Origin of the sequence: Flavobacterium sp. (assembly GCF_004211145.1) — a bacterium.
Lineage (GTDB): Bacteria > Bacteroidota > Bacteroidia > Flavobacteriales > Flavobacteriaceae > Flavobacterium.
Map to the genome: position 1 here is coordinate 1 of NZ_SEBS01000047.1, position 25,744 is coordinate 25,744.

General features: G+C 48.0%; 20 protein-coding genes. 13 read left to right on the forward strand and 7 right to left on the reverse strand.

Features of this window, described 5'->3' with window-relative positions:
* The 6 genes from EOO50_RS15915 to EOO50_RS15940 all read left to right on the forward strand — a co-directional run.
* On the forward strand, positions 1-1,624 hold a 1,624-nt coding region (locus EOO50_RS15915), incomplete at its 5' end, for an NADP-dependent isocitrate dehydrogenase (protein WP_290841278.1).
* Positions 1,625-1,994: 370 nt separating this feature from the next.
* The gene (locus EOO50_RS15920; protein ID WP_290841279.1) at positions 1,995-3,104 is read left to right on the forward strand and encodes a helix-turn-helix domain-containing protein; all 1,110 of its coding nucleotides are present in this window, start codon (positions 1,995-1,997) and stop codon (positions 3,102-3,104) included.
* A 104-nt stretch (positions 3,105-3,208) separates the two neighbouring features.
* A complete protein-coding gene (locus EOO50_RS15925; RefSeq protein WP_290841280.1) occupies positions 3,209-5,608 on the forward strand; it encodes a TonB-dependent receptor in 2,400 nt (799 codons plus the stop codon).
* 3 nt (positions 5,609-5,611) lie between these two features.
* Positions 5,612-6,430: a DUF4249 family protein gene (locus EOO50_RS15930; RefSeq protein WP_290841281.1), complete on the forward strand. Its 819-nt coding sequence runs from the start codon at positions 5,612-5,614 to the stop codon at positions 6,428-6,430.
* Positions 6,431-6,590: 160 nt separating this feature from the next.
* Positions 6,591-8,462, forward strand: a complete 1,872-nt coding sequence (locus tag EOO50_RS15935; protein ID WP_290841282.1) for a T9SS type B sorting domain-containing protein — start codon at positions 6,591-6,593, stop codon at positions 8,460-8,462.
* 118 nt (positions 8,463-8,580) lie between these two features.
* Positions 8,581-9,243, forward strand: coding sequence for a thiamine diphosphokinase (locus EOO50_RS15940; RefSeq protein ID WP_290841283.1), 663 nt, complete (start codon positions 8,581-8,583; stop codon positions 9,241-9,243).
* Here the strand turns inward: EOO50_RS15940 and EOO50_RS15945 are convergent, their stop codons facing one another.
* From EOO50_RS15945 to EOO50_RS15955, 3 genes are read right to left on the reverse strand one after another with little or no spacing between them, the layout of a single operon-like run.
* A complete protein-coding gene (locus EOO50_RS15945; protein ID WP_290841284.1) occupies positions 9,244-10,920 on the reverse strand; it encodes a M48 family metallopeptidase in 1,677 nt (558 codons plus the stop codon).
* Positions 10,917-11,717, reverse strand: a complete 801-nt coding sequence (locus tag EOO50_RS15950) for a hypothetical protein (protein WP_290841285.1) — start codon at positions 11,715-11,717, stop codon at positions 10,917-10,919. Before EOO50_RS15950 ends, EOO50_RS15945 begins: the two co-directional genes overlap by 4 nt.
* Entirely contained in the window at positions 11,714-12,964 is a 1,251-nt protein-coding gene (locus EOO50_RS15955; protein WP_290841286.1) for a CHASE2 domain-containing protein, read from the reverse strand. The genes EOO50_RS15950 and EOO50_RS15955 overlap by 4 nt, the downstream gene beginning before the upstream one ends.
* A 193-nt stretch (positions 12,965-13,157) precedes the next feature.
* Between EOO50_RS15955 and EOO50_RS15960 the strand changes: the two genes are divergently transcribed.
* Both EOO50_RS15960 and EOO50_RS15965 read left to right on the forward strand, forming a co-directional pair.
* Positions 13,158-13,736, forward strand: a complete 579-nt coding sequence (locus EOO50_RS15960) for an NUDIX domain-containing protein (protein WP_290841287.1) — start codon at positions 13,158-13,160, stop codon at positions 13,734-13,736.
* A 3-nt stretch (positions 13,737-13,739) separates the two neighbouring features.
* Positions 13,740-14,096 carry an Ig-like domain-containing protein gene (locus EOO50_RS15965; protein ID WP_290841288.1) on the forward strand — a complete coding sequence of 119 codons (357 nt, stop codon included), beginning with the start codon at positions 13,740-13,742 and terminating at the stop codon, positions 14,094-14,096.
* Between the two features lie 183 nt (positions 14,097-14,279).
* Here EOO50_RS15965 and EOO50_RS15970 read toward each other — a convergent pair whose 3' ends face one another.
* Positions 14,280-15,137 carry an alpha/beta hydrolase gene (locus EOO50_RS15970; RefSeq protein WP_290841289.1) on the reverse strand — a complete coding sequence of 286 codons (858 nt, stop codon included), beginning with the start codon at positions 15,135-15,137 and terminating at the stop codon, positions 14,280-14,282.
* A gap of 89 nt (positions 15,138-15,226) precedes the next feature.
* Here EOO50_RS15970 and uvrB point away from each other — a divergent pair, with 89 nt between their 5' ends.
* Together uvrB and EOO50_RS15980 are read left to right on the forward strand one after the other, a co-directional pair.
* The gene (uvrB, locus tag EOO50_RS15975; RefSeq protein WP_290841290.1) at positions 15,227-17,215 is read left to right on the forward strand and encodes an excinuclease ABC subunit UvrB; all 1,989 of its coding nucleotides are present in this window, start codon (positions 15,227-15,229) and stop codon (positions 17,213-17,215) included.
* A 270-nt stretch (positions 17,216-17,485) separates the two neighbouring features.
* Positions 17,486-17,824, forward strand: coding sequence for a nuclear transport factor 2 family protein (locus EOO50_RS15980; RefSeq protein ID WP_290841291.1), 339 nt, complete (start codon positions 17,486-17,488; stop codon positions 17,822-17,824).
* 200 nt (positions 17,825-18,024) lie between these two features.
* On the opposite strand, the gene EOO50_RS15985 is transcribed toward EOO50_RS15980, so the two are convergent.
* The gene (locus EOO50_RS15985) at positions 18,025-19,443 is read right to left on the reverse strand and encodes an alkaline phosphatase (RefSeq protein WP_290841292.1); all 1,419 of its coding nucleotides are present in this window, start codon (positions 19,441-19,443) and stop codon (positions 18,025-18,027) included.
* Between the two features lie 121 nt (positions 19,444-19,564).
* On the opposite strand from EOO50_RS15985, the gene EOO50_RS15990 reads away from it, so the two are divergent.
* Both EOO50_RS15990 and EOO50_RS15995 read left to right on the forward strand, forming a co-directional pair.
* The gene (locus tag EOO50_RS15990; RefSeq protein ID WP_290841293.1) at positions 19,565-20,788 is read left to right on the forward strand and encodes a T9SS type A sorting domain-containing protein; all 1,224 of its coding nucleotides are present in this window, start codon (positions 19,565-19,567) and stop codon (positions 20,786-20,788) included.
* A gap of 1 nt (position 20,789) precedes the next feature.
* On the forward strand, positions 20,790-21,317 hold the full coding sequence (locus EOO50_RS15995; RefSeq protein ID WP_290841294.1) for a hypothetical protein: 528 nt from the start codon (positions 20,790-20,792) through the stop codon (positions 21,315-21,317).
* 159 nt (positions 21,318-21,476) lie between these two features.
* Here EOO50_RS15995 and lysA read toward each other — a convergent pair whose 3' ends face one another.
* Positions 21,477-22,682, reverse strand: coding sequence for a diaminopimelate decarboxylase (gene lysA / locus EOO50_RS16000; protein ID WP_290841295.1), 1,206 nt, complete (start codon positions 22,680-22,682; stop codon positions 21,477-21,479).
* A 138-nt stretch (positions 22,683-22,820) separates the two neighbouring features.
* Positions 22,821-23,225 (reverse strand): hypothetical protein, encoded by a 405-nt coding sequence (locus tag EOO50_RS16005; protein WP_290841296.1) that lies wholly within the window; start codon positions 23,223-23,225, stop codon positions 22,821-22,823.
* Positions 23,226-23,880: 655 nt separating this feature from the next.
* Between EOO50_RS16005 and sucC the strand changes: the two genes are divergently transcribed.
* Positions 23,881-25,074 carry an ADP-forming succinate--CoA ligase subunit beta gene (gene sucC / locus EOO50_RS16010; RefSeq protein WP_290841297.1) on the forward strand — a complete coding sequence of 398 codons (1,194 nt, stop codon included), beginning with the start codon at positions 23,881-23,883 and terminating at the stop codon, positions 25,072-25,074.
* Positions 25,075-25,744: the final 670 nt, after the last annotated feature.

A 25,744-nucleotide genomic window follows, 5' to 3' on the forward strand; every position in this document is an offset into this window, starting at 1 on the left:
ATTCTTCGGAGACGACGGATCTGAAAAAACCTTGAAAGACGCCTCGAAATTACTTCCGGGAGAAATCATCGATTCATCGGCGTTGAGCCTTTCGGCACTAAAATCATTCGTATCAAAGGAAATCGAAGACGCGAAAGCCAAAGGCGTGTTGTTCTCGGTCCACTTGAAAGCGACGATGATGAAAGTGTCCGATCCGATCATCTTCGGCGCGATCGTGGACGTATTCTTCAAGGACGTTTTCGCCAAATATGAAAGCCTTTTCGCAAAACTCGGCATCGACACCAAAAACGGTTTGGGCGACGTCTACGCGAAGATCGCCGGACAGCCTGAACAAGCCGAAGTCGAAGCCGCGTTGACAGCCGCTTTTGAAAACGGACCTGCTGTCGCGATGGTAAATTCCGACAAAGGAATTACGAATCTGCACGTCCCGTCTGACGTCATCGTCGATGCATCAATGCCCGCGATGATCCGCACATCGGGCCAAATGTGGAACAAGGAAGGAAAAGCCCAAGACACGAAGGCGATCATTCCGGACCGATGTTACGCCGGTTTGTACGTCGCGACAATCTATGACTGCAAGAAAAACGGCGCATTCGACCCGAAAACCATGGGATCGGTTCCCAACGTCGGTTTGATGGCGCAAAAAGCCGAAGAATACGGATCGCACGACAAGACGTTCCAGGCCGACGCTAGCGGAACCATAAAAGTCCTCAACTCAAAAGGCGAAACCTATTTCGAGCAAACGGTCGAGAAAGGCGACATTTTCAGGATGTGCCAGACCAAAGACGCCCCGATCAAGGATTGGGTGAAATTGGCCGTGAACCGCGCGAGATTATCGGAAACTCCGGCCGTATTCTGGCTCGACGATCAACGCGCACACGATCGAGAAATCATCAAAAAAGTAAACGAATATTTGAAGGAATTCGACACGAACGGTTTGGACATCCAGATTTTGGATCCGGTCGCCGCAACGAAATTCTCACTCGATAGAATCCGCAAAGGCGAAGACACGATCTCAGTAACCGGAAACGTGCTTCGCGATTACCTTACCGATTTATTCCCGATTCTCGAACTCGGAACCTCAGCGAAAATGCTCTCGATCGTTCCTCTCATGAACGGAGGCGGACTTTTCGAAACAGGAGCCGGAGGTTCAGCTCCGAAACACGTCGAGCAATTCGTCGAAGAAGGTTATTTGCGTTGGGATTCGCTTGGGGAATTCCTCGCGCTCGGCGTTTCATTGGAACATTTGGGCCAGACGCAGGACAATGCAAAAGCGCTCGTCTTGTCGGAAGCACTCGACAACGCGAACGAAAAATTCCTAGAAAACGACAAATCGCCTGCGCGTAAAGTCGGACAGATCGACAACCGCGGATCGCATTTCTATTTAGCACTTTATTGGGCGCAAGCACTCGCAGCCCAAGACAAGGACGCCGATTTGAAGCAACGGTTCACACAAATCGCCCAGGAACTAACCGACAACGAAGCGAAAATCGACGCCGAACTCATCGGATCACAAGGAAAACCTCAACAAATCGGAGGTTATTACAAGCCTGATTTTGAGTTGACCGATAAGGCGATGAGGCCGAGTGGGACTTTGAATGAAATTCTTTTGAAGTTAAAATAGACACGCTACGCTTTGGACGGTTGGACTCGCTACGCTTTGGATTGTTGGACTCGCTGCGCTTTGGATTGTTGGACTCGCTGCGCTCTGGACTGTTGGACTCGCTGCGCTTTGGACTGTTGGACGTAGTAACCGATCGGTTGTAAAAAGCACAATTTTAACGTACACGCAGCAAATCTTGCAGTCCAAAGCGCAGCGTGTCCAAAGCATCGCGTGTCCAAAGCGCAGCGTGTCCAAAGCACAGCGTGTCCAAAAAAAGCGTGTCCAAAGCACAGCGTGTCCAAAAAAAGCCGTCCCACCGACGGCTTTTTTTATTCCCAAAAATACGATTCCTCCAATTTGTCAGTTTAATAAACAACCAACAAAACAACAAATGGATTTCAATCTCCTGATCTCGACCCTAATTGGCGGCGGGCTCGCGCTTTTGGCGTTTCTCAAGATGAGCAACGTGCTTTCAGTAAATCGAAAAGCCAATTTTTACTTCGGTTTGGTTTGCCTGTTATGGGCGAGTTTTTGGCTCGACAATATAATTGACCGTGAGTTCCTGGCCGCAAATTATGCGCTCGCAATCGTATTAAAGGTCTCGCAGTTCTTGACGGGCGTGGTTTTTTTCATCAGCGTCCGATTCTACACGAACCCGACGCTGCGATTTTCAAAGGGCGATCTTCGCATGTTGATCGCGCCGATCTTGTTTATCGCGCTTTTGCTCGTTCGGCCCGTTTTCGCGGCGTACGACGTTATGTACGTGATCTTATTCCAAGGTCATTCGCTGGTTTTCATACTGCTGTCATGGCGTACCGTCAACAAACACGAAAAAAACATCGAACTTTTCGCTTCAGACATCGAATCCATCGACCTGCGCTGGATCAAATACATCATCTATTCGTTGGTACTTTCGGTCGTCGTGGTCGTCGTCTATAAGATTTTAAAGATGAAGCAGCCGCTCAACTTCTACATCAACCTGCATTTGCTGATCGTCGTGTATTTCGTGGCGTTTTTCTCTATCCGACAAAAGGAAATCTTCCCGCGAGGATTGAAGATCGAGGACGCAATTGGATTGTCGGATATTGAGAATTCGGATCCGGTCCGAAAAACAAAACTCATGAACGACGATGAATTGCTGCGCACAAAACAAAATCTCGTAACGCAAATAGAAGCATCGGCACTTTACCTCGACTGCGAACTCAACCTTGTGAAACTAGCCGACGCCATGCGACTTTCCACGCACCAACTTTCATACGTGATCAACAACGGAACGGGCGAAAATTTCTTCAACTTCATCAATCGCTTCCGCGTCAAAAAAGCCGAAACACTGCTCACCGACCCGAATTTCGATCATCTCACGATCGTCGCCATAGGTTTCGATTCGGGATTCAATTCAAAAACGGCATTCAACACGGCTTTCAAGAAAGTTACGGCTTACACACCGACCGAGTTTCGAAAAATACGTACTACTTTCCAAGAAAAACTCATAATCAATTGATTTACAATTGCATAAAAAAACACAAACAGTGTTCGGGTTTATAATCCAAACCGAATTAACAAAACCGTCCGCTTAATTTTGTCATCAATCAACCCAATCACTACATGAAGAATTTTTTATTTTGGCTGCTGTGTCTTTTAATCGGTCCATCGGTCGCTGCCCAACAAAATTTTACGCTGTCGGGAACCATTCAGGATGAAACTACGAACGAGACCCTGATCGGCGCGTCGGTCTACATCGTCGAGACGAAAGCCAGCGTGCCGACGAACGAATACGGTTTCTTCTCGATCACATTGCCCGCGGGAACGTACACGATCAAGATCAGTTACGTCGGATTCTCGGACTTTTCTGAAACCGTCGTGCTCGACAAAAACCTGCGCAAGAAAATCGCGATGGCTGGAACGAGCCAGGAACTCAACGAAGTTGTGATCGAGTCTGACACAAAACGCGCGAACATCCGGAAACCCGAGATGAGCGTGAACAAACTAACGGTCGCCGAAATCAAGCGAATGCCCGTCGTTCTAGGCGAAACGGACGTCCTGAAATCCATCTTGCAATTGCCCGGCGTCACGAATGCGGGCGAAGGCGCGTCAGGATTCAACGTGCGTGGCGGAGCGGCCGACCAGAATTTGATTTTGCTCGACGAGGCCACGATTTATAATTCGTCCCACTTGTTCGGCTTCTTTTCAGTGTTCAATTCCGATGCGATCAAGGATCTGAAATTGTATAAAGGTGGAATTCCGGCGCGGTTCGGAGGTCGCGTCTCGTCGGTGCTCGACATTTACCAGCGCGAGGGAAACAGCAAGGAATTCCACGCGAGCGGCGGAATCGGTTTGATCTCAAGCAGGCTTTTGGCCGAAGGTCCGATCACCAAAGACCGCGGGTCGTTCCTCGTTGCGGGTCGCGCTTCTTACGCGCATCTGTTTCTGAAGTTGACCGACAATGACAACTCGGCGTATTTCTACGACCTCAACGCCAAACTCAGTTATCAGCTAAACGACAACAATCGCATGTATGTGTCGGGGTATTTCGGGCGCGACAAGTTCGACATCAGCGACAGTTTCAAGAATACGTATGGAAACACGGTGCTGAATCTGCGCTGGAACCATTTGTTCTCAGAGAAATTGTTCACGAACGTATCGATGATCTACTCCGATTATTATTACGGATTACAGCTCGATTTCCTCGGATTCAACTGGGATTCGGGCATCAAGAACTTCAATTTCAAGTACGATTTCAAGCATTATCTGAGCAATAATTTCAAGCTTTTTTACGGGCTCAACGCGATTTATTACGATTTCAACCCGGGCGAGATTACGCCGTCGGGAGCCGAATCGGGCATAAATGCGCGCCAACTCGAGCAAAAGTACGCGTTCGAACCTGCGCTGTATCTCGAAGCCGAGCAATCGATCGGGAAAAAAATCACCGTGAACTACGGCCTGCGCTACAGCCTTTTCTACCGAATGGGTTCCCAAACGATGAACTTGTATGCGAACGACCAACCCGTAAGTTTCAACCAACAATTGCAGATTTATGAGAAAGCGACGCCGATCGGGACGCAATCTTATGGTCGCGGTGAAACGATCGCCGACTTCAACAACCTGGAACCGCGCGCGTCGATCGCATTTGAGATCAACGACGACCAATCGGTAAAGGCGAGCTACAATCGCATGGCGCAATACCTACATTTGATTTCGAACACCTCATCGCCTACTCCGCTCGACGTTTGGGCGCCAAGCGACAATTATCTAAAGCCGCAGTTGCTCAACCAATATGCGCTGGGCTATTTCCGAAACTTCAAGGACGACGCCTATTCGCTTGAGGCCGAAGTCTATTACAAGACACTCAAGAATCGTCTCGATTACATCGACGGTGCCGACCTCATCGCGAACGACGCCATCGAACAGGTCGTGCTTCCCGGAAAATCGCGGGCGTACGGTTTCGAGTTGCTGGTCCGGAAAAACAAAGGCAAGCTCAACGGTTGGGTTTCCTACACCTTGTCGCGCTCGGAGCAGCAAACGCCCGGACGAAATGCGTCGGAACCCGGAATCAACAATGGCGGATGGTACAAATCAGGTTACGATAAATTACACAACCTTGCGGTCACGGCTTCTTACGAACTGTCGAAAAAGTGGACATTCGGCGCCAACTTCGCGCTGCAATCGGGACAACCGGTAACGTATCCCAAAGGGTATTACGAATTCCAGGGCGTGCTCGTCCCAAGTTACGGATTGCGCAACGAGGACCGGCTTCCCGCCTATCATCATCTGGACATTTCGGCGACTTATATCCCGACCCGAGGCAAAGCCGAACTGGCCGAAGGCAAATCCGACAAGAAAAAAGGCTGGCAAAGCGAATGGGTTTTCAGTATCTACAATTTGTATAACCGCATGAATTCGGCGTCCATCTCTTTCCGACAAAACGAAGATACGGGCCGAAACGAAGCGGTTAGGCTGTCTATTTTCGGGGTAATCCCGAGTGTTACGTATAACTTCAAATTCTAACCCATGAAAAAAATAAGCGCACTTTTCCCACTGATATTTCTTTTTCTTTTAAGCGGATGCGAAGAAGTCGTCGACCTCGATCTCGAAACGCAACGACCGCGTTTGGTGATCGACGCCGGAATCGATTGGATCAAAGACACCGACGGAAGTGTACAAACCATCCGCCTGACCACGACGGCCGCCTATTATGCGCCGACCGTTCCGGCGGTGACGGGCGCGACTGTTTTCATTGCGAATTCAGTCGGCGACATTTTTACGTTTACCGAAGATCCGGGAACCGGAAACTACATTTGCAACGAATTCGTTCCGGTGCTCAACGAAACCTATTTCCTCACGGTGGATTACGATGGCCAAACGTACACGGCCCAGGAAACGTTGGTCGCGACATCGGACATCCTAACGATCGAACAGGATAACGAAGGCGGTTTCTTGGGCGACGAGGTCGAAGTCAAATTCTTCTATCAGGACGAGCCGACCATGGGCAACCATTATCTCGTGCGGTTCGACGCGCCCGTATTTCCATATCCTGACTACGAAGTGATTTCGGACGAATTCATAAACGGCAACCAAACATTCGAATCCGTGAGCGAGGAAACACTTGAAGCCGGCGTCGATGTTAGAATACGACTGTACGGAATTTCCGAACGCTATTACGATTACATGTCCAAACTGCTGCTCATGACGGGCGGAAGCGGCGGGCCTTTCGGAACGGCTCCCGCAACGGTTCGCGGCAACATCGTGAACGAAACCGATGAGAGCAATTTCGCATTGGGTTTCTTCAGGCTTTCTGAAGTTGACCAGGAAAATTACACCATCCAATAGGAAAATGGACGAATCCGTTAAAACGGTACGTATAAAATCGTAAAAAGGGCATTCGTACAAAAAATCCTCAAAAATGTATGAATGCCCTTTCTTTTAGAGGTTTCGCGATTGTAAAAAAGGCCGAAATCGGTTAACTTTCGTACCTCTAAAAAACAAAAAATTGAAATTCTTCGCGTTCCTCGCATTTTGCCTGTCTGTTTGTGCCGTGTCTCACGCGCAACTCGGTTTTTGCACGGGCAGCAAGGGTGATCCCGTTTTTACCGAAGACTTTGGCAGCGGAACAGGTTTCGGCCCGGCATTGCCGGCGGGAACGACTTCCTACACGTTTATCGCGAGCGGTCCTGACGACGGACAATACACGCTCAACAGCAACACGATGATGAACGGGAATTGGGTCAACCGCGAAGACCATACACCGGGCGATACGAATGGAAAAGCGCTCATCGTGAATGCGAGTTTCAACGCCGGGGAATTTTACCGACGCGTCGTAACCGGGCTTTGCGTCAACACGACTTTCGAATTCACGGCCTGGCTCATCAACGCTTACAATCCCGCAAACAACGCCTGTCCTGGCACCGGCATACCGATCAACGTCAAATTCCAGATTTGGGACCAAAGCGAAACGACGTTGCTGGCCGAAGGTGACACGGGAAACATAAACGGTTCGACGAGCGCGAACTGGACACAATACGGTTTGACGTTCACGACGCTTCCCGCCCAGACATCGGTGGTTTTGAAGATGATAAACAATGGCGTCGGAGGCTGCGGAAACGATTTGGCGATCGACGACATCATGTTCCGATCTTGCGGCGACATCGCGTCGGTAACTTCAGGAAGTGACGCCGTAGTTGAAGTGTGCTCGAACCAATTGCCCATAAGTTTGTCGCTCGATGTGAACATTTCAGGGACGGCAAGCCACGTTTTCCAATGGCAGCAAAGCGTAGACGGTACGACCTGGACTGATATCATTGGTGAAACATCTTTGAATTACACGACGCCGCCGTTGACCGCATCGGGCTATTTTCGCGTGAAGGTCGCCGAAGACATCGCTAACATGTCGAACTCGTTTTGCTACACCTTGTCGGAATCACTGCATTTTTTAGTGTTGCCACAACCGACCGCGCCTACGAACGACGGAAACATCGGCGCGTGCAGCAGCGATACGATTCCGCCTTTGTCGGTCACGCCGACGATCGGCACAATCATAAATTGGTACGACGATGCGACCGCAGGAAACTTGCTTCAGGCGAATTCTCTGACCTACTCGACCCAGATCGCGGGAACGTATTATGCCGAAGCCTCGAACGGGATTTGTGAAAGCCCGACGCGAACGCCTGTAACCCTGACGATATTTCCGGCTCCCGAGTTTCCCGATGCCGTTCCATCGCCCATCGAAATCTGCCAGGGCCAAACCGCAACGATCGACGCCGGAATTACGGGCGTGAGCTACAATTGGCAACCCGGAAGCGCGACGACACAGACGATCCAGGTTTTGACCGCGGGATCTTACACGGTTACAGTAACGTCGGGCAACGGTTGCAGCGATTCGCAGATGTTTACCGTGATCACGTACGACGAGCCGCAAATACAGGCAGTCAACACAAGCGGTTCGACCGTGACGATCATTACCGTTTCGACAGGCAGTTACGAATATTCGCTCGACAATTTCTACTGGCAGCAATCGAACGTTTTCGAGAATGTCGCGGGCGGCGCTTTGACGGCTTACGTTCGCGAAACGCATGGCTGCGGCTTGGACGACGAACCTTTCCTGTTGATCATTCCGCCTGCGTTTTTCACTCCAAACGGCGACGGTTACCACGATTTCTTCACGATTCCCGGAATCGAACAGACCGTGGATTCACGCGTCGAAATTTATGACCGTTATGGAAAGTATCTCGGTATGATCACATCGCAGTCGCCAAATTGGGATGGGAAATTCAATAACAAACAATTGCCCGCCACCGATTATTGGTTCCGCGGAACGTTTGATGACGGGAAGGAAATTAAGGGGCATTTCAGTCTGAAGAGATAGTGCTGAAGTGCTCGGTGCTCAAGTATCGGAGCATGCCTAATCGTTTCATAAATCATATTTGTTATCGATGCCTCCGTTTCGTAACTTTAGCACTTCAGCACAAAGCACTTTAGCACTCATGTCATCACACCACATAGTCCGGGACGACCAGGAACCCGCGTTAATAATTGCCAACGGCGAAGCGTGCTCAATGGAATTGCTGAACCAATTGCTCGAATGGTCGCCTTTGGTAATCGTTCTGGATTCGGCGATGGATCGCGTCGCATCTTTGGGAATCAAGGTCGATGTGTTGCTCGGGGATTTTGACCGGGGATTCGATCCCGTGATCCACGAAAATTACCAATATCCGATTGAAATCGTCTACACGCCCGACCAGGACAAAACCGACCTCGAAAAGGCGATCGACTACCTGATCGACCGCGAAATTCCTGCGGTGAACATCATTTGGGCAACGGGACGACGCGCCGACCATACGCTCGCGAACATGACCAACATCGTGCGCTACAAAGACAAAATCAAGATTGTCGTGCTCGATGATTATTCGAAAATCTACCGACTGCCGCAAAAATTCGAGAAATGGTACACGGCAGGAACGATTTTATCGCTGATGCCGATTGGGGAAGTCACGGGAGTTTTATCGCAGAATCTTTTGTATCCGCTCGAAAACGATACGCTGACGTTGGGTTATCGCATCGGCAGCAGCAATGAAGCGGCGAAGGACGGCATCGTTTCGCTCACTTACGCTAGTGGCGATTTGCTGTTGATGGAGTGTTTTGACTGATTAGCTTCCCTTTTTTTTGCTTCCTTTATTATTCAAGGATTTTCCGCTTGTAGCGGCACTCGACTTTGCCGTGCGCACCAAAGCAGTAGGCAGTTCTTTTTGTCGGGCTTTGAACGTATCGGTTTGATGTTTCGCGCTCGCTAGAAATTCGGGATCCGACCAATACATTTCGATGAGACGGTTTAACTCTTCAAAACGTTTTTTGTCTTCAGGATGCGTGTCGCCTTTGAAACTGCTCCAGGAATCGTTAAGTACCCGACCAACGGCGTTCACCGTATTTCCGGCTTTCATTGCGTCGGTCTTTGCATCGACTTTCGTGCGCGATTTTTCCTGCTCGCCCATCTCAATCGCTTTTTGACCCAAAGCAAACCAATCTTTGCCTTTGGGTTCAACACCGTACGTATTGTATTGCATCGCCCAGAAATATGCGATTTCCATCGGATCGTATCCGGCGTTTGCGGCTAATGCAAGCCCGACGCGATCAGCCTGAAGTTCTTGCTTTTTGTCGTAGATCGACATACGCAACGTGAAATAACCTTCGGGCATTTGATTGAACGCGATATCGAGCCCTTCGTTGAGAATTTTTCCTCCTGCGACTTTATTGCCTTTTTTGTCGCTCGTAAGCACTTTGTCGTTGTTGTTCTCGGCGATTTTTTTGACTCGTTCACTGCTCCATTTGAACAAACCTGATATCTTCTCGCGGCGTTTCGCATCGTTTACGGCCGTGAAACCGTGTTCGTAAAGCGCGTGTGCGATCTCGTGCGCCAAAACTCCGGCGAGTTGGGCCTCATTCCTGACTTCGGCTATCAAGCCCGCGTTTATATATGATAAGCCGTTCGGTCGGACCATCGCATTTGGGATAGGATTGTCGACCACCACAAAGATAAATTGCATCTTTGCTTTTAGCTGCGACGGAACCAGGCTTGTGCCAAGCTTTTGAATGTACTCCTGCAACGCCGCATCATCGACAATATATCCGACGCCTTCGATCGCCATGCCAAAAACTCTTTTGCGTTTGCTGGCGTCGAACCAAACTTTGAGCAATTCCTTGTGTTCGAAATCATCGGTTTCGTCAATCGCGAATTCGGTTTTGGTCTGCGGATAAAACTCAAACTTGGACGCATTGATCACGCCATTTTCATACGTTCCTTTCACATCGGCAAAATCACCTTCGATGAGTTCAGTAAAATTTTCTTTCGTTTTGCCTTCGTAACCCGTATTTTTTTTACCCGACATCTTTTTGCCCGTGGCCATTTTCACTCTGTTGCCATCGATGTACGCATAGTCGGTGGTCAGCAGATCGAGTCGGCCGTCATCGACACCATCGCTTTTGCCTTCGATATCGTTGACGACCAATTTCGTAGCCTGATAATATCCGGAAATGTCGAAATTCTCGGCCTCTAGCGTGAAACTCATCCCGGGCCGAAGCTGGTCAAACGGAAACGGTTTTTTCTTTTTAAGCAACTGTGTTTTCGAGTCGATGAGCAGCGGAACATTTTGCAATCCTGTTTCAGTGAAAACGTTCACGCGAATTGCCTTGTCGCCATCAGGTTGGTTCGGCGGAATGGAATGCACAAAACCTTCCATGTCCTTTACGGTCTTGCTAATTTCCTTTTGTGCGTGCGCAATCGAGCCGACCAGCAAAAGGCCGACAACAACTATATTTCTTAATTTCATGGTTCTATGATTTTGTTGTAAAACAGGTAATCGTCTAATAGTTGGGCCGCGGTTTCTCGCGATAAATCTTTGGTAAGTTCCCTGAATATTTCAATATCCTCGAGTAGCGACGCATTTTCGGTAGCGTCAGGTTTTATGAAAAGCGCGGGTTCGGATCCGATGTTTTCGAACGTGGAAAAGAGTTTCCATTCGAACGTGCCTTGGGACGGGAACACGAATTCGAATTCCCCGCTATTCGGGACATCTTTTTCGAGTACTTTCGCCCCCGAATTTTTATTGGTTATAATGAGTTTTGCTTTCATTAACTTCTTCTCCAATGTCCATTTCAACCGAACCGAATTTCCCAATATCTTGGCGGAATCCATCGGAAATATCTCGTCGCCGTTCGAACTGATTCGGGACATGACCTTTTTGTTCAATGCACGAACTCCCGCATGTCCGCTGTTGTTCGACTGTTCTTCTAGTTTCCTGATACGATACATTTTCCCGATGTAAGCGATGATATTCGTAGCAGGCTGCACTTTTTCAAGACGCGAGCGCCATTGTTCAGGCTTATACGATTCAACGCGAAGATCATTTCCGAGTTCCAGGTATTTCGATTTATTGTAAACGATGGCACGCGCTTCTTTTGCCAATTCGAGATTGGATTTTGGTGACAGATCGTACCGATAGCCTTTTTTGAGCTTCATGTTCTGCATGCTTACATTTTCGGTCAGGGCGACGACGAAATACTCTTGTGAGAGCGCGACGTCGGCCACAAAAAAACACAAAAGCAAAAACAATATCTTCTTAATCATGATACGGGATTATTCGTTTTTCTTTCTTTTCTTCTTAAATATTCCTTGTATACTTTTTTTCCAAGGCTGAGCATTTTAGACAACACCGGTATCAATATCAGCAATTCGCCTACGCGGAAATAAATTCCTTTCGACATGAAAACAATGCCAGCCAACCAAATGAACAACAGCAAAAAGCCAAGGTTCCACACGAATACGAACAGTTCGTTTATCAATCTTTCCTTGAGGTCGATCAGTAATAGTCCGAGGTAAAAAATGAGCAGCAACGTGATGTTGAGCAAATATTTGCTTACGCCTTCGATTTCGTTGAACGACACATCATGTAGGAACATTTCGACGGCGCAAGCGTGGATTACCGCTCCGGGCATGTTCGGAAAACGATCGACCAACTGATCGTTGACGGGAACTTTGAACTTATCCTGAATATCGTACGGGTTTTTCATGTAGCCGCTTCCGAGCCAACCAACGATTACGATTTTTTCTTTTAGCAAAGAATCCAAACGCGTGGAGTTTTCGGCGTTGAAAAAAGCAGCGGCTTCAATCGCGGGGAAGTCTCTTTCGCGTGCTTCTTGAGTAACGTCGGTCGATAGCGCATCGTAGTAACCATTTTGCGTACAGACATATTCGAGCATAAATTCAGGTTCGCGCTTTTTGTCGTCCGAATAATCGTATCCTGATTTTTCATAAAGCGCACGACCGAATGAAGGCGCGACCTTATCCATATCTTCCAACTCATAAAAATATTTTCGGACAGAATTCGCAGGCGTAATTCCCGGAACTTCAACCGGCGCAATCGTCAATTTATTGGTTTTTTTCGCGAGCGAGTCGAAGTAAGCGCTTTCGTTTCGGTATTTTCCAAGCACGTCAACATGTTTCAAAAGTGCTTGTCCCAATTCAACATCGGTCAGCGAATCGCGACCTTCCATAAAATGAAGATCGAGCCCGATTGATTTTGGACCGTGCGAATCGACCATCGGCAAAATTTCGACCAATTTGCGTCGGACGCTGTCAACCGGAAAACACCCTATATTGATCAACACGACACTTTTTGCGTCACGCTGCGAATAGTCGTTCGCGTTCGTCCCGTAATACAAGTCGTTGAATTCTAGATCACGCGACGCATATTGCGCGACTTCGAGTAAATCCTGTCCAGGAATATGGTGTACGAGCTCAAACAACGGAAACAGCGTGCAAGAAGCGACGAAAATTAAAACGTATAAAAACTTAGGATTTTTCTTCTCTACCATGTTATCGCCAACTCTCCTATGTATTTTGAAGATTAAAGGACTGAAAACCAAACTATCAAAAAAGTAATCACCATCAAAAATTTTTCTTAAAATAACCTAAATCATCGACAAACTACATGAATTAACTTTTGTGGAACGCTAACGCAATGCGGTTACTTCAAAACGAAAATGGTATTTTTGAAAAAAATAGCTCATGCAGAACCCGACAATAAAAATTCGCGAAAAGATTACATTGTCCGACAATCATTACTTGCTCGAAAAAGTGACACTTGACTACACCTTCGACGGAAAAACCGAAACCCAATCGCGCGAAGTCTACGACCGCGGCAACGGCGCGACCGTGCTGCTGTATAACAAAGAATACGGGAACGTGGTTTTGATCCGACAGTTCCGACTTCCGACATTCCTCAACCAAAATCCAACCGGAATGGTAATCGAAGCCTGCGCCGGATTGGTCGACGAGAACGATCCCGACGACACGGTGCGACGCGAGGCCATAGAGGAAACGGGTTGTCACATCGAGAAAGTAAAGAAAGTCTTTTCGGCTTATATGTCGCCCGGAGCCGTGACCGAAATCCTGCATTGTTATGTTGCCGAATACACAAAAGAAATGAAACAAAGCGAAGGCGGCGGCTTGGCGAACGAACACGAACACATCCAGATTTTAGAAATGCCGTTCACCAAAGCGCTCGAGATGATCGCGTCGGGAGAAATCGTCGATGCAAAAACCATCATGTTGTTGCAATACGCGCAAATCAACAAACTCGTTTGACCGATGAAAAAACTTCTCGTACTTGCAATCCTGACAGCTTTGTTATCGTGTAACGACGACGATACGCCCGGCATCAGCATAACGTCGCCCAAAGATGGCGAGACTTTCAACGGCGGACAAACCGTCCAGGTCAAGGTAAAAATTACCGACGACGGCGACTCGATCATGAACGAATGGCTTTTCGTGATTTCTGAAGAAAATGATACGATCGTAAACTTCAGGGACGATGAGTTCGCGTTCGATTATACGATCACGCAAAGTTTCCAGGTACAATCGAACAGGACATATAAGATTCGGGCGAAAGCGCGCGGCGGGCATGGACATTGGGGAACGAAAACCATTTATGTGAGCGGGGAATAGTTTATTGGGAAGATGTACAGATTTACAGATTTCAGATTTTAGATTTTAGATTTATGCGGACAAACCGAGATATTCGAGGTTTAAGATGACAATCGTCCAACGGAAGACATTAGTTCAAATGAACAAATGAACAAATGAACAATGAACATTCAAACAACTAAACGATTAACCGATTAAACCAAACTAATCCAAAACCAATTCGTCCCGAATCAACCTATAATGTTCCCACGGAATAAAATGGTTCGCGCCTTCAATCGGGATCACTTTCATTGACGACGCATTCACGAATTCCTTTTTCAAGAACGCCACATTCCCAAACGGAACCAACGGATCTTCAGTGCCGTGAATGATCACGACATCGGCTGAAATACTACGTATCCGGGGTTGCAACAAAATCAAATCCTTCTTTAAATTAGTCAGTTCATCGTTCGACGTCCGCATCGCTCCGGGAACCAAATACCGGATCGGCGGTGCTTTCACGACCTTTCTCCAATTCGCGTTTCCTTCCTGATTCGGGTCGACCGAACCCGCAAGGATCACCAACTTATCGAATAATTCGGGATGATCGGCGGCCATTTCGATGATGATCGGTCCGCCAAGCGAATGCCCGACGAGCGTGACAGGCTTTCCATTTCGGATTTTTTTCGCAAGATCACAAAGCAATTGGGCGTTGCGTTCCAAATTACCGTAATCCCGAAAATCGCTGTATCCGAAACCCGGGCGATCGACAGCGATCATCCTGTATTTCCTGAGCAATATCGAATCTGACAGATATTGCCGATACGCGTCCCAACTTCCAGGCGAACCGTGTATGAAAAACAGCGTCGGTTTATTCGGATCACCGGTTTCTACGTAATGGATGTTGTGCCCGTCGGAAACCAGGCGCAGGTCGCGATACGGAACTTTAGTCTGTGTGAAGAATTCGCGCGTTTCGTCGGGCGTGAACCGCATCATCATGCACGACTGGCAAAACACGACGTACGCGAGTAGAACGACTATTGCGACGTAGCGCTTTTTAAACCTGATTCTGGAATTTCGCATGTTTAAAGTTACGATTCTTAACGAAAACAAAACGGCGATTCAACCGATAAAAGTTATGCTTATCTTTGTTTTCCTACTTCGCGAAACACATGAAATTCAAAGTCGTATCCAGTTACAAACCCACAGGCGACCAGCCTCAGGCCATCGAAAAATTAGCCAACGGAATCAAGAACGGTGAGCGTTTCCAAACATTGCTCGGCGTCACGGGTTCGGGAAAGACGTTTACGATGGCGAACGTGATCGAAAGCGTCGACAAACCTACGCTCGTATTGGCGCACAACAAGACGCTCGCGGCCCAATTATATTCGGAGTTCAAGCAATTTTTCCCTGAAAACGCCGTCGAATATTTCGTCTCCTACTACGATTATTACCAGCCCGAGGCGTTTATTCCCGTAACGGGAACGTACATCGAGAAGGATTTGGCGATCAATGAGGAACTCGAAAAAATGCGTTTGAGCACGACCTCGGCTTTGTTGTCGGGCCGACGCGATATCATCGTGGTGTCGTCGGTTTCGTGTTTGTACGGTATCGGAAACCCCGTGGAATTCCAGAAAAACGTGATTTCGATCGCGAGAGGCGAAATGATTTCGCGCACCAAATTATTGCACCGACTCGTGCAGAGTTTGTACGCGCGCACCGAAGCCGACTTCAATCCGGGCAGCTTCCGCATCAAGGGCGACACCGTCGAAATCTTCCCGAGTTACGGTGACGAGCCGTTCCGCGTGCATTTCTTCGGTGATGAAATTGAGGAAATCGAAGCGTTCGACGCCAAGACTTCGAAGGTGCTCGAAAAATATTCGCGTCTCAACATTTACCCCGCGAATATGTTCGTGACATCGCCCGAAGTCTTGCACGGCGCGATTTGGGACATCCAACAGGATTTGGTGAAACAGGTCGATTATTTCAAGTCGATCGGGAAACATTTGGAAGCGAAACGCCTCGAGGAACGCACGAATTTCGATTTGGAGATGATACGCGAGCTCGGTTATTGTTCGGGCATCGAGAACTATTCGCGTTATTTGGACCGACGACTTCCCGGAACGCGTCCGTTCTGCCTGCTCGATTATTTCCCGAACGATTTCCTGATGGTCGTCGATGAAAGCCATGTGACGATTTCGCAGGTTTCGGCCATGTACGGAGGCGACAGATCGCGAAAGGAAAATCTCGTCGAATATGGTTTCCGACTGCCCGCCGCGATGGATAACCGACCGCTCAAGTTCGAGGAATTCGAGGCGATGCAGAACCAGGTCGTTTATGTTTCGGCGACTCCGGCCGACTACGAAATGAACAAATCCGAGGGAATTTTCGTCGAACAGATCATCCGCCCGACGGGACTTTTGGATCCGATAATCGAAGTCCGACCGAGCAAAGACCAGATCGACGATCTCATCGAAGAAATCCAGCAACGCGTAGAACTCGACGAACGCACTTTGGTGACGACGCTGACTAAACGCATGGCCGAGGAACTTACGAAATACCTAACGAAGGTAAACATTCGCTGCCGTTACATCCACTCGGAGGTCGATACACTCGAACGCGTCGAGATCATGCAGGATTTGCGAAAGGGAATTTTCGACGTTTTGATCGGCGTGAACTTATTACGCGAAGGTTTGGATTTGCCCGAAGTTTCACTCGTCGCGATTCTCGATGCCGACAAGGAAGGTTTCCTGAGGAGCAACCGATCGCTCACGCAAACCGTCGGACGTGCAGCGCGTAACGTCAATGGAAAAGCGATCATGTATGCCGATGTCGTGACCAAATCCATGCAATCGACGATCGACGAGACGAATTACCGACGCGAGAAACAAATGGCATACAACAAATTACACAACGTAGAACCTGTGGCACTCAAGAAAAGCCTCGACAATGCGCTTGCGAAAAACTCGGTGGCGACGCGTTACCTTGAAAACGTCGCGGCAAAAGCGAACGAGCCGGAACCACAGTATCTCACGAAAGCACAGTCGGACAAAAAGATCAAAGACTTGCGCAAGGCGATGGAAAAGGCCGCGAAGGATCTGGATTTCATGCAGGCTGCGAAGTTGCGTGATGAGATTAAGGCTTTGCAGACCGCCGATTGAGTTTAGGCGCGTCGGGAGAAATAACAACTATTAGGAAATCATTATTTGGATTATCTAAATTTGTGCGTAAGCATCGCGTTCTTAATTGGCGCGTATCTTCTTTATTTGATCGGAAAGCATTCTCCGGACGTTAAGAACGACGACGAGGATTTCAGCGACAGGATGCTTCGTGGACGTGACAAATCTAAAATGTGGGCCGCCATTTCAATGTGCGTGATCTGCTCGGTCGTATATTTGTTCAAGGCTTTTCCACAACCAAAAACGTAAAACGTGCCAAACAAGGAAACACTCGAAAAAGCAAACTCGGCTGTAACGGCAGGCGACAACGAAGGATTTCTTTCCTTTTGCACCGATGACGTCGTCTGGCGTTTCATCGGCGATCAAACGCTGAATGGAAAACAAGCCGTTCGCGACTACATGGACAAAACATATCTCGAACCGCCAAAATTCGATGTCGAGCAATTGATTGCCGAGGGTGATTTCGTAACCGCTGTCGGGAAAATCAGCTTGAATGAAAATGGGAAAACGACGCGTTATTCGTATTGCGACATTTGGAAATTCCGCGATGGGAAAATGCAGGAATTGAAGGCTTTTGTGATTGCGGAATAAACCGTTTAATCAGGAGTTTCTCTTAAAACGAGATTGAGAAGTTAACCATTTAGAACATTAAGCTCATTAAGGATTTTGTCTTAATGAACTTAATGCTCTTAATGGTTTAAAATAATTTTTGACGTAGAAATCACGTAATTGGATCTCTCGGCGTTTTTTAATTTTGACTTGGGCGTAAACCCTAAGCAAAAAACTAAAAATTAGAACTTGTTCTCCACCTCACTCGCCTGCAACATCAAATAATGCAAGTCCGTATTCTTCACGAACGGTTTCAACAGTTCACTTCCCGGCCCGAACATCGCCAATTCCACATAATCGGCTGAGTGATCCATGCTGATCCAACCGATCGAGTCGACTTTCTTCTGCATCTCGGAATACGCCTTGAACGGTAACTTTTTATAATTGTACAAACCACCATCTTCCTTGTGCAAGCCATCGTAAAACGTAAGCAATGTTTTCGCATCATCTTCGGAGATTTCCCAACCATTCGCGAATTGCACGAGCTCCTTTACTTTCGAGGTCGTAAAGTCGGGCTTGATCTCGTTGAGCAGCCATTCGTTCGTCTTGGTGAATTTTTGCAGGTTGTCGAAATTCTTGTTCGCATCCTTTCCGTAAATCACGCCGGGATTCGCGTTTCCGTGGTCGGTCGTGATGATCACCAACGTTTCCTTGTCTTTGGCCGCGAATTCCATCGCAACTCTGATCGCCTCGTCGAACTGTAGCTGCTCGTGAATGAGTCCCGCGATGTCGTTCGCGTGCGCGGCCCAATCGGTCTTGCCGCTTTCGACCTGCATGACGAAACCTTTCGGGTGCGATTTCATTCGGTCGATGGCTTTTTGCGTCATTTCGGCGAGCGATGGAATTTGCTTCTTTATTTCCGAATCCGAATTTCGGTCGGTGTAATACGGCAAACCATCGTCGGCAAAAACTCCAAGTATCGGTTTACCCGACGACGCCTTCATCATGTCATCGCGATTTTTCGCCACCTGATATCCTTTGGCCTGAAACGCGGCGTACATGTCTTTCTTATCCTTTCGTTTGTCCGAAGCGAAATACTGCGCGCCTCCGCCCATCATCACGTCGAAATTCAACTCCAGATATTGTGACGCGATGTCTTCCTGGCTGTTTCGGCTCGCGCTGTTCACGCAGAATCCAGCCGGCGTCGCGTGCGTGATCGGGACCGTCGTGACGCAACCGACCATTTTTCCCGACTTCTTGAATTTCTGCAAAATAGGGAGATATTGTTCTCCGTTCGCGCCCACGTTCAACGCACCGTTCGGAACGCGAAAACCACCGCCCCAGGACGAACTGCCTGCCGAGGAATCGGTCACGATCGAACTCGCCGAAGCCGTGTCCATAAGTGCGCGCGACACGCGATTGTCCTTGTACAACTGCATCCATTCGCTGCTTTTCCCAAGCACGCGGTTGCTGTACAGGTCGGCCATGTTGAGCGTGCCCGTACTCATGCCGTCGCTCACCATGAAGATGATGTTCTTGGCTTTCTTATTCTTGCCCGACAGGTCGAAACCCGCGGTTTTAGCGATACCTTCAAATGGACTCGCGACGGTCGCGCCTATTGCGGCAAGCGTTCCGTTGCGAAAAAAACTCCTTCTGTTCATGTGAAATTTGGATTTGCGCCAAAGGTAAAAAAACCTGTGTTGCGATTGTGTTAAGATTCGGATTTCGGTCAGTCGGTGAAAGCGTCGAATTTCCGTTATATTTGCGGCATAAACCAATCGGATGAAACTACGTTTACTATTTGTTTTACTGGCCGTTACCTTTTCGGCGAATTCGCAATCGGCTTGGCCATCGACGTCCTGGGCTTCGGGCACGAATTTGACGTCGGTGATGAATTCGTCAGGCGTCGTGCAACTCAGCGGGCTTTTTTGGAACGACCAAACCAGCCGTTTGTATGCCGTGCAGAACGACGGACGCGTTCGGGTTTTGCAGTTCAATCCAGCAACGAATACGTTTACGCAAATCGGGAATCGCACGTTCGATGGCGGTCCCGAAGGAATCACACAAGCCGATTTGTCGGCCAACGAATTCTACACGATCGACGAGGACAATTACGAGATCCGAAAATACACGCATCCTGCCGATTTTTCATCGGTGACCGAATCGAAACACTGGGATTTACTCGCCTCGCCTTCCCCAATGGAAGACACTGGAAACACCGGCCCTGAAGGTATCGCGTTCATTCCCGACAGTGCGTTGCAGACGCTTAATTTCACGAGTTCGGTCACCGGACAGCCGTACACGTCGACGAAAGGAATGGGCGGATTGCTATTCATCGCGCACCAGGACGGCGGTTACGTTTGGGTATTCGACGTGAATCCGAATGTAAACAACGACTTCCTCTACATCGGAAAATACAAAACCAATCGCACCGAAAGTTGTGATCTCGCGTTCGACAGTTCCACGAACCTTTTGTACATCCTGCACAATCTGGACAGCAATTATCTCGAGGCGACCAATTTGTCGGTTGCGCCTGTAGCGGGTGGCGAACTGAAATTTGCGACGATAGCCGAATATTTCATCGCAAACCCTGCGGGAAGCAATATGAACGTCGAAGGTTTCGCGCTTTCCCCGAATTGTCCGAGCGGCGGTTTCGCGTGGTTGTGCCGTGATGCGTCGGCGAGTGAGGCGACGTCGATCAAACAGGACGTGCTGCGTTGGTTCAATCCTTTCGGTACCGACGGCGGCTGCGCTCTCGAAGTCTTTGAAAATAAGGGAATCGCGATGTCGGTTTACCCGAATCCGGCCCGAAACGTGATTTCACTGGCGTTTCCTGAAATTTTTTCATCGGTCAGGATTTCAATTAAGAATATCCTCGGACAAACCGTGATGAATCTTGAAAACAATCCGGATTCGATTGACGTAAGCGCATTGTCGAACGGAAGTTACGTGATCGAAGCCGACGCCGAGGGGCAAAAATTCACCTCAAAATTCATCAAGAAATAATATGTTTTCTGAAAAATTCCTGAGAAAAATAAAGCTCGTAGAGGATTTCCAAATCGAGATCGAAATGCCCAAGGACGAGTTCCTCAAAAAACTGCCTTACCTAGTAGAACCGAGCGATCTGGGCATATTCTCTCACGCGTTCGAACAATTTTCATCGTCGCGAACCATTTACAAAGGACAGGTTTTTCCCGATTTTTTCAGGATCCGAAGACGCCGCCGCATGTTCGACACGAGCCTTAACCTCGCGCTGGCCGAAGGAATTTTGAAAGCCCACGGCGACAACACATTGATCGACGTAAAAGTCACGGGATTGAACGGATTCTATAAATTTTTCCCGATTTTGATACTGGGAGTCGAAGCGATATTTTTGCTGACATTCCTGGTTTCAGACATGCCGACGATTTTGATCGGTTTCATGTTGTTCCAGACCACGCTTTTCTTCTCGATCTTCTACTTTATCATGAGGCGCGGCACGAAGGCGATGCGATACGAACTGGAACGCGACTTTTACTTTCTTAAAAAAAGATAAGCTTTATTCGAAGCGTAGCGAATAAAAAAAGCCGTTCGAAAACCGAACGGCCTTTTTTTATTATATCAAATTGATCAAATGCCTCGCAAGTAAACGTCAATCAAGATAAAATCGTCCAGTCTGACTGAACCCTGAACCTTGCACCTTGCACCTTGCACCTCACAAACTGACCTCGACCTGATTGCGCAATAAATCCTCGATCGTTTCCCGTTCGCGGATCAAAATTCCTTTGCCGTCCATCCACAAAACCTCTGCGGGTTTAAAACGTGAATTGTAGTTCGATGACATCGAGAAACAATACGCGCCCGCATTCCTGAAGCAAAGTATGTCGCCTTCGTGGATTTCCGAGATGCGGCGGTTGTTCGCGAACGTATCGGTTTCGCAGATGTAGCCGACGACGGTGTAAAAACGCTCCTTGCCTTTCGGATTCGAGATGTTCTCGATGTTGTGTTGCGATCCGTAAAGCATCGGCCGGATCAAATGGTTGAATCCGCTGTCGACGCCTGCGAAAACGGTCGATGTCGTTTGTTTGACGACGTTTACCTTCGCAAGGAAAAAGCCTGCTTCGCTCACCAAAAATTTTCCGGGCTCGAACGCCAATGTAAGCGGACGCCCGAATTCCTTGCAAAACTCATTGAATCGTTTCGACAATTTCTTGCCGAGTTCCTCGATGTTGGTTTCTATGTCGTCTTTCTTGTACGGAACCTTGAATCCGGAACCGAAGTCAAGAAAATCAAGCTCCTTGAAATTCCGCGCCGCGTCGAACAAGATCTCGGCCGCGTAAAGGAAAACCTCGATGTCGAGAATGTCGGAACCCGTGTGCATGTGGATGCCGTTGATGTGCATGCCAGTATTTTCGACGATGCGCAGGATGTGCGGCATCTGGTGGATCGAAATCCCGAATTTACTGTCGATGTGCCCGACCGAAATATTGTCGTTTCCGCCGGCCATCACGTGCGGATTGATGCGGATGCAGACGGGAACTTTAGGGTGTTTTGCGCCGAAATGCTCGAGAACCGAAAGATTGTCGATGTTGATCTGGACGCCGAGTTCAGCGGCCATTTCGATTTCCTCGAACGAGACGCCGTTTGGAGTATAGATGATCTTCTCAGGTGAGAAACCCGCGTGAAGACCGAGTTGTACTTCCTGTATGGAAACCGTGTCAAGGCCCGAGCCGAGCTTCTTGAGCAACTTCAAAATAGTCACGTTGCTCAAAGCCTTGACCGCATAATTGATGCGCAAACTGTCAACCTTTGAGAACGCACCGGTCAGGCGTTTATACTGCGACTCGATTTTCGAGGCATCGTAAACGTAAAGCGGGCAGCCGAACTGGTCGGCCAACTGTAGAAGTTCTGTGGGTTTCATATAATTAAAAATTTTCGCGAATTTACCATAGATTCGCGGGTTTGCCAAACCTAAACCGCTGGCGTGGCAAATAATACGAATATGGTAAAAACGCGAAAATTAGTTTGCGAAATCCGCAATTTTAATTGGAGAGATCGTTTAGCGCTTCAGCGTATATTCGAAACCGTCGGCGGCCTGTTGCGAAAGTTTGAATGTCGTCGAAGTGACGTTCATGCAACCTGAAAAAAGTTCGTCGATCGTCATTTGGCTGTCGCAGTCGCCATTGCCGTTTACTGTGAGCACTTGAAAGTCGTATACTCCGGAATCGAACCCGTCGTTTACCGAATCGTCGGTGTTGTTGTTGATGACCGTGACGGTTTGATTATCCGGATTGAATATCCAGGTAATCGTGCCCATGTCGAACTCGTGGGTCGTGCCTGCGATGCCGCCCTGTACTTTAACGAGACTCCATTGCCCGTAAACAGATGCGTTGGCGTTTGAGTCGTCGTCGTTGTTACATCCGGTGAACAGCGCAACTGCGACGATTGTCAGTAGTAATTTCATTGTTTTCATAGTTTGTGTATTTGTGTTTGAATCAGACGCGATTTCGTGGTTTTGGTTGCGTCGAACCCAAAACGCCATCCAACCGCGAACCCTAGCCCCGATGCAAGCGGAAACCCCGCAAGCGCCAAAAGCCGCATTGCCCGACCGCAAACAGCGACCAACGGAAGCTCGTTCGCGGACGCCGGCAATGTGCTTTTTGCGCGAGGAGTTGGAGTGGCAGCGGGAATGGCTTGTGGAAGATAAATGACGAAAGACGAATGACGAATGACGAAAGACGAAAGACGAATGACGAACGGGAAATTTGAAGTTGAAAGATGAATGATGAATAATGAATGATGAATGATGAGCGGGAAAGTCGAAGTCGAAAGATGAATGATGAATAATGAATGATGAGCGGGAAAGTCGAAGTCGAAAGACTAATGACTAATGACTAATGACTAATGACTAATGACGAACGAGCTCAAGTAGATCGAACATTACCGAAGACAAAATTTCAAATGAACACCCGAGGCGCGGCCGGACTGATTGAGCGCAGCGGAATAAGTGAACAAATCTCAAATCCCAACGGAAGACACGAACTCAAATAAACAAATCAACACATAAACAAATCAACAATATTCCCTATTTTTGCCACACTTTAAGAAACCAATTCATCATGGACATACACGAATACCAAGGAAAAGAAATTTTGGCCAGCTATGGCGTAAAAGTGCAACGCGGTCATGTGGCCAACAATCCGCAGGAAGCTGTGGCGATGGCCAAGCAATTGACTGCCGAAACCGGAACCGGATGGCACGTAATCAAGGCTCAGGTTCACGCCGGAGGTCGCGGAAAAGGCGGCGGTGTGAAACTCGCGAAGAACTTGCAACAGGTCGAGGAGATTTCTGAGCAAATCATCGGGATGCAGTTGATCACGCCCCAAACGCCACCTGAAGGAAAAAAGGTGAGCAAGGTTTTGATCGCCGAGGACGTGTATTATCCAGGAGAAAGCGAGACATCGGAATTCTATATGTCGGTGCTGCTTAACCGCGGAAAAGGTCGCAACATGATCATGTATTCGACTGAAGGTGGAATGGATATCGAGGAAGTGGCTGAAAAAACACCTGAACTTATCTTTACTGAAGAAGTCGACCCAAGTGTCGGTTTGCAAGGTTTCCAGGCGCGCAGGATCGCGTTCAACCTTGGGCTTTCAGGAAATGCGTTCAAGGAAATGGTGGCTTTCGTGACGGCTTTATATGCCGCTTACGTAGGTTGCGACGCGACGATGTTCGAGATCAACCCGGTCTTGAAGACGTCCGACAATAAAATTATCGCGGTAGATGCGAAAGTGAATCTTGACGACAACGCTTTGTACCGTCATCCGAAATATGCCGAAATGCGCGACGTTCGCGAGGAAAACCCGATCGAGGTCGAAGCGAAAGCTGCCGGTTTGAACTATGTTGACCTTGACGGAACAGTCGGTTGTATGGTAAACGGAGCCGGTCTTGCGATGGCGACAATGGATTTGATCAAATACGCCGGTTTCGAGCCTGCAAACTTCCTTGATGTTGGTGGAACGGCCGATGCGAAACGCGTTGAAACGGCTTTCCGTATCATCTTGCGCGACCAGAACGTGAAGGCGATCCTAATCAACATCTTTGGTGGAATCGTACGTTGCGACCGAGTTGCCCAAGGTGTGATCGATGCTTACAAGAACATGGGCGATTCGATCAAGGTGCCGATCATCGTGCGTTTGCAAGGAACCAATGCCGAGTTGGCGAAAGAAATGATCGACAATTCAGGAATGCCGATTTTGTCGGCGACACTTTTCCAGGAAGCTGCTGATCAGGTTCAGGCGGCGCTTGCATAATAGGTACAAGGTTCAGGGCGCAGGGTTTTGCGCTTTGAGTAGATATAGATCCCGGTTTAGGCCGGGATTTTTTTGTTTAAGATTAAGGTTTTCGAACGTTTTTGATAGTTGAGAATGGTTAACGATCGTAGAAGTTTGTAGTGATTGTAAATTTTTAAACCATTAAGAGCATTAAGTTCATTTAGAGATGTTGTTTTAAGTTCTTTATTTCACACTAACTTTTTGAGCAACTTCGAGAAGTAAAGAAAAAACTTAATGCTCTTAATGGCCTAAATGGTAAATCCAAACGTTAATCGATTTTCAAAACCACAACGTAACACCTTAACTTCTCTTAACTTCTTAATTGTAAATTTTCTTTTCTCAGATGCACCGACGACTTTCCATGCATGCAAACTTCAACCTTAAATTTTATAGTTAAAGATTTTAAAACCATTAAGAGCATTAAGAACATTAAGTTCAGTTAGAGATATTTTATGTTCTTTATCTCACACTAACTTTTTGAGCAATTTTGAAGTAAAGAAAAACTTAATGCTCTTAATGTTCTTAATGCTCTTAATGGTAAAATCCAAACGTTAATCGATTTTCAAAACCGCAACGTAACACCTTAACTTCTCTTAACTTTCTTAATTGTAAATTTTCTTTTCTCAGATATCCCGACAACTATCCATAC

Bases quoted from the DNA above. Each gene is read 5' to 3' on its own strand.
- sucC (WP_290841297.1), top strand. From the start codon at position 23,881: ATGGACATACACGAATACCAAGGAAAAGAAATTTTGGCCAGCTATGGC.
- EOO50_RS15990 (WP_290841293.1), top strand. From the start codon at position 19,565: ATGAAACTACGTTTACTATTTGTTTTACTGGCCGTTACCTTTTCGGCG.
- EOO50_RS15930 (WP_290841281.1), top strand. From the start codon at position 5,612: ATGAAAAAAATAAGCGCACTTTTCCCACTGATATTTCTTTTTCTTTTA.
- EOO50_RS15950 (WP_290841285.1), bottom strand. From the start codon at position 11,717: ATGATTAAGAAGATATTGTTTTTGCTTTTGTGTTTTTTTGTGGCCGAC.
- EOO50_RS15920 (WP_290841279.1), top strand. From the start codon at position 1,995: ATGGATTTCAATCTCCTGATCTCGACCCTAATTGGCGGCGGGCTCGCG.
- EOO50_RS15970 (WP_290841289.1), bottom strand. From the start codon at position 15,137: ATGCGAAATTCCAGAATCAGGTTTAAAAAGCGCTACGTCGCAATAGTC.
- lysA (WP_290841295.1), bottom strand. From the start codon at position 22,682: ATGAAACCCACAGAACTTCTACAGTTGGCCGACCAGTTCGGCTGCCCG.
- EOO50_RS15965 (WP_290841288.1), top strand. From the start codon at position 13,740: ATGAAAAAACTTCTCGTACTTGCAATCCTGACAGCTTTGTTATCGTGT.
- EOO50_RS15995 (WP_290841294.1), top strand. From the start codon at position 20,790: ATGTTTTCTGAAAAATTCCTGAGAAAAATAAAGCTCGTAGAGGATTTC.
- EOO50_RS15985 (WP_290841292.1), bottom strand. From the start codon at position 19,443: ATGAACAGAAGGAGTTTTTTTCGCAACGGAACGCTTGCCGCAATAGGC.
- EOO50_RS15925 (WP_290841280.1), top strand. From the start codon at position 3,209: ATGAAGAATTTTTTATTTTGGCTGCTGTGTCTTTTAATCGGTCCATCG.
- uvrB (WP_290841290.1), top strand. From the start codon at position 15,227: ATGAAATTCAAAGTCGTATCCAGTTACAAACCCACAGGCGACCAGCCT.
- EOO50_RS16005 (WP_290841296.1), bottom strand. From the start codon at position 23,225: ATGAAATTACTACTGACAATCGTCGCAGTTGCGCTGTTCACCGGATGT.
- EOO50_RS15960 (WP_290841287.1), top strand. From the start codon at position 13,158: ATGCAGAACCCGACAATAAAAATTCGCGAAAAGATTACATTGTCCGAC.
- EOO50_RS15955 (WP_290841286.1), bottom strand. From the start codon at position 12,964: ATGGTAGAGAAGAAAAATCCTAAGTTTTTATACGTTTTAATTTTCGTC.
- EOO50_RS15945 (WP_290841284.1), bottom strand. From the start codon at position 10,920: ATGAAATTAAGAAATATAGTTGTTGTCGGCCTTTTGCTGGTCGGCTCG.
- EOO50_RS15940 (WP_290841283.1), top strand. From the start codon at position 8,581: ATGTCATCACACCACATAGTCCGGGACGACCAGGAACCCGCGTTAATA.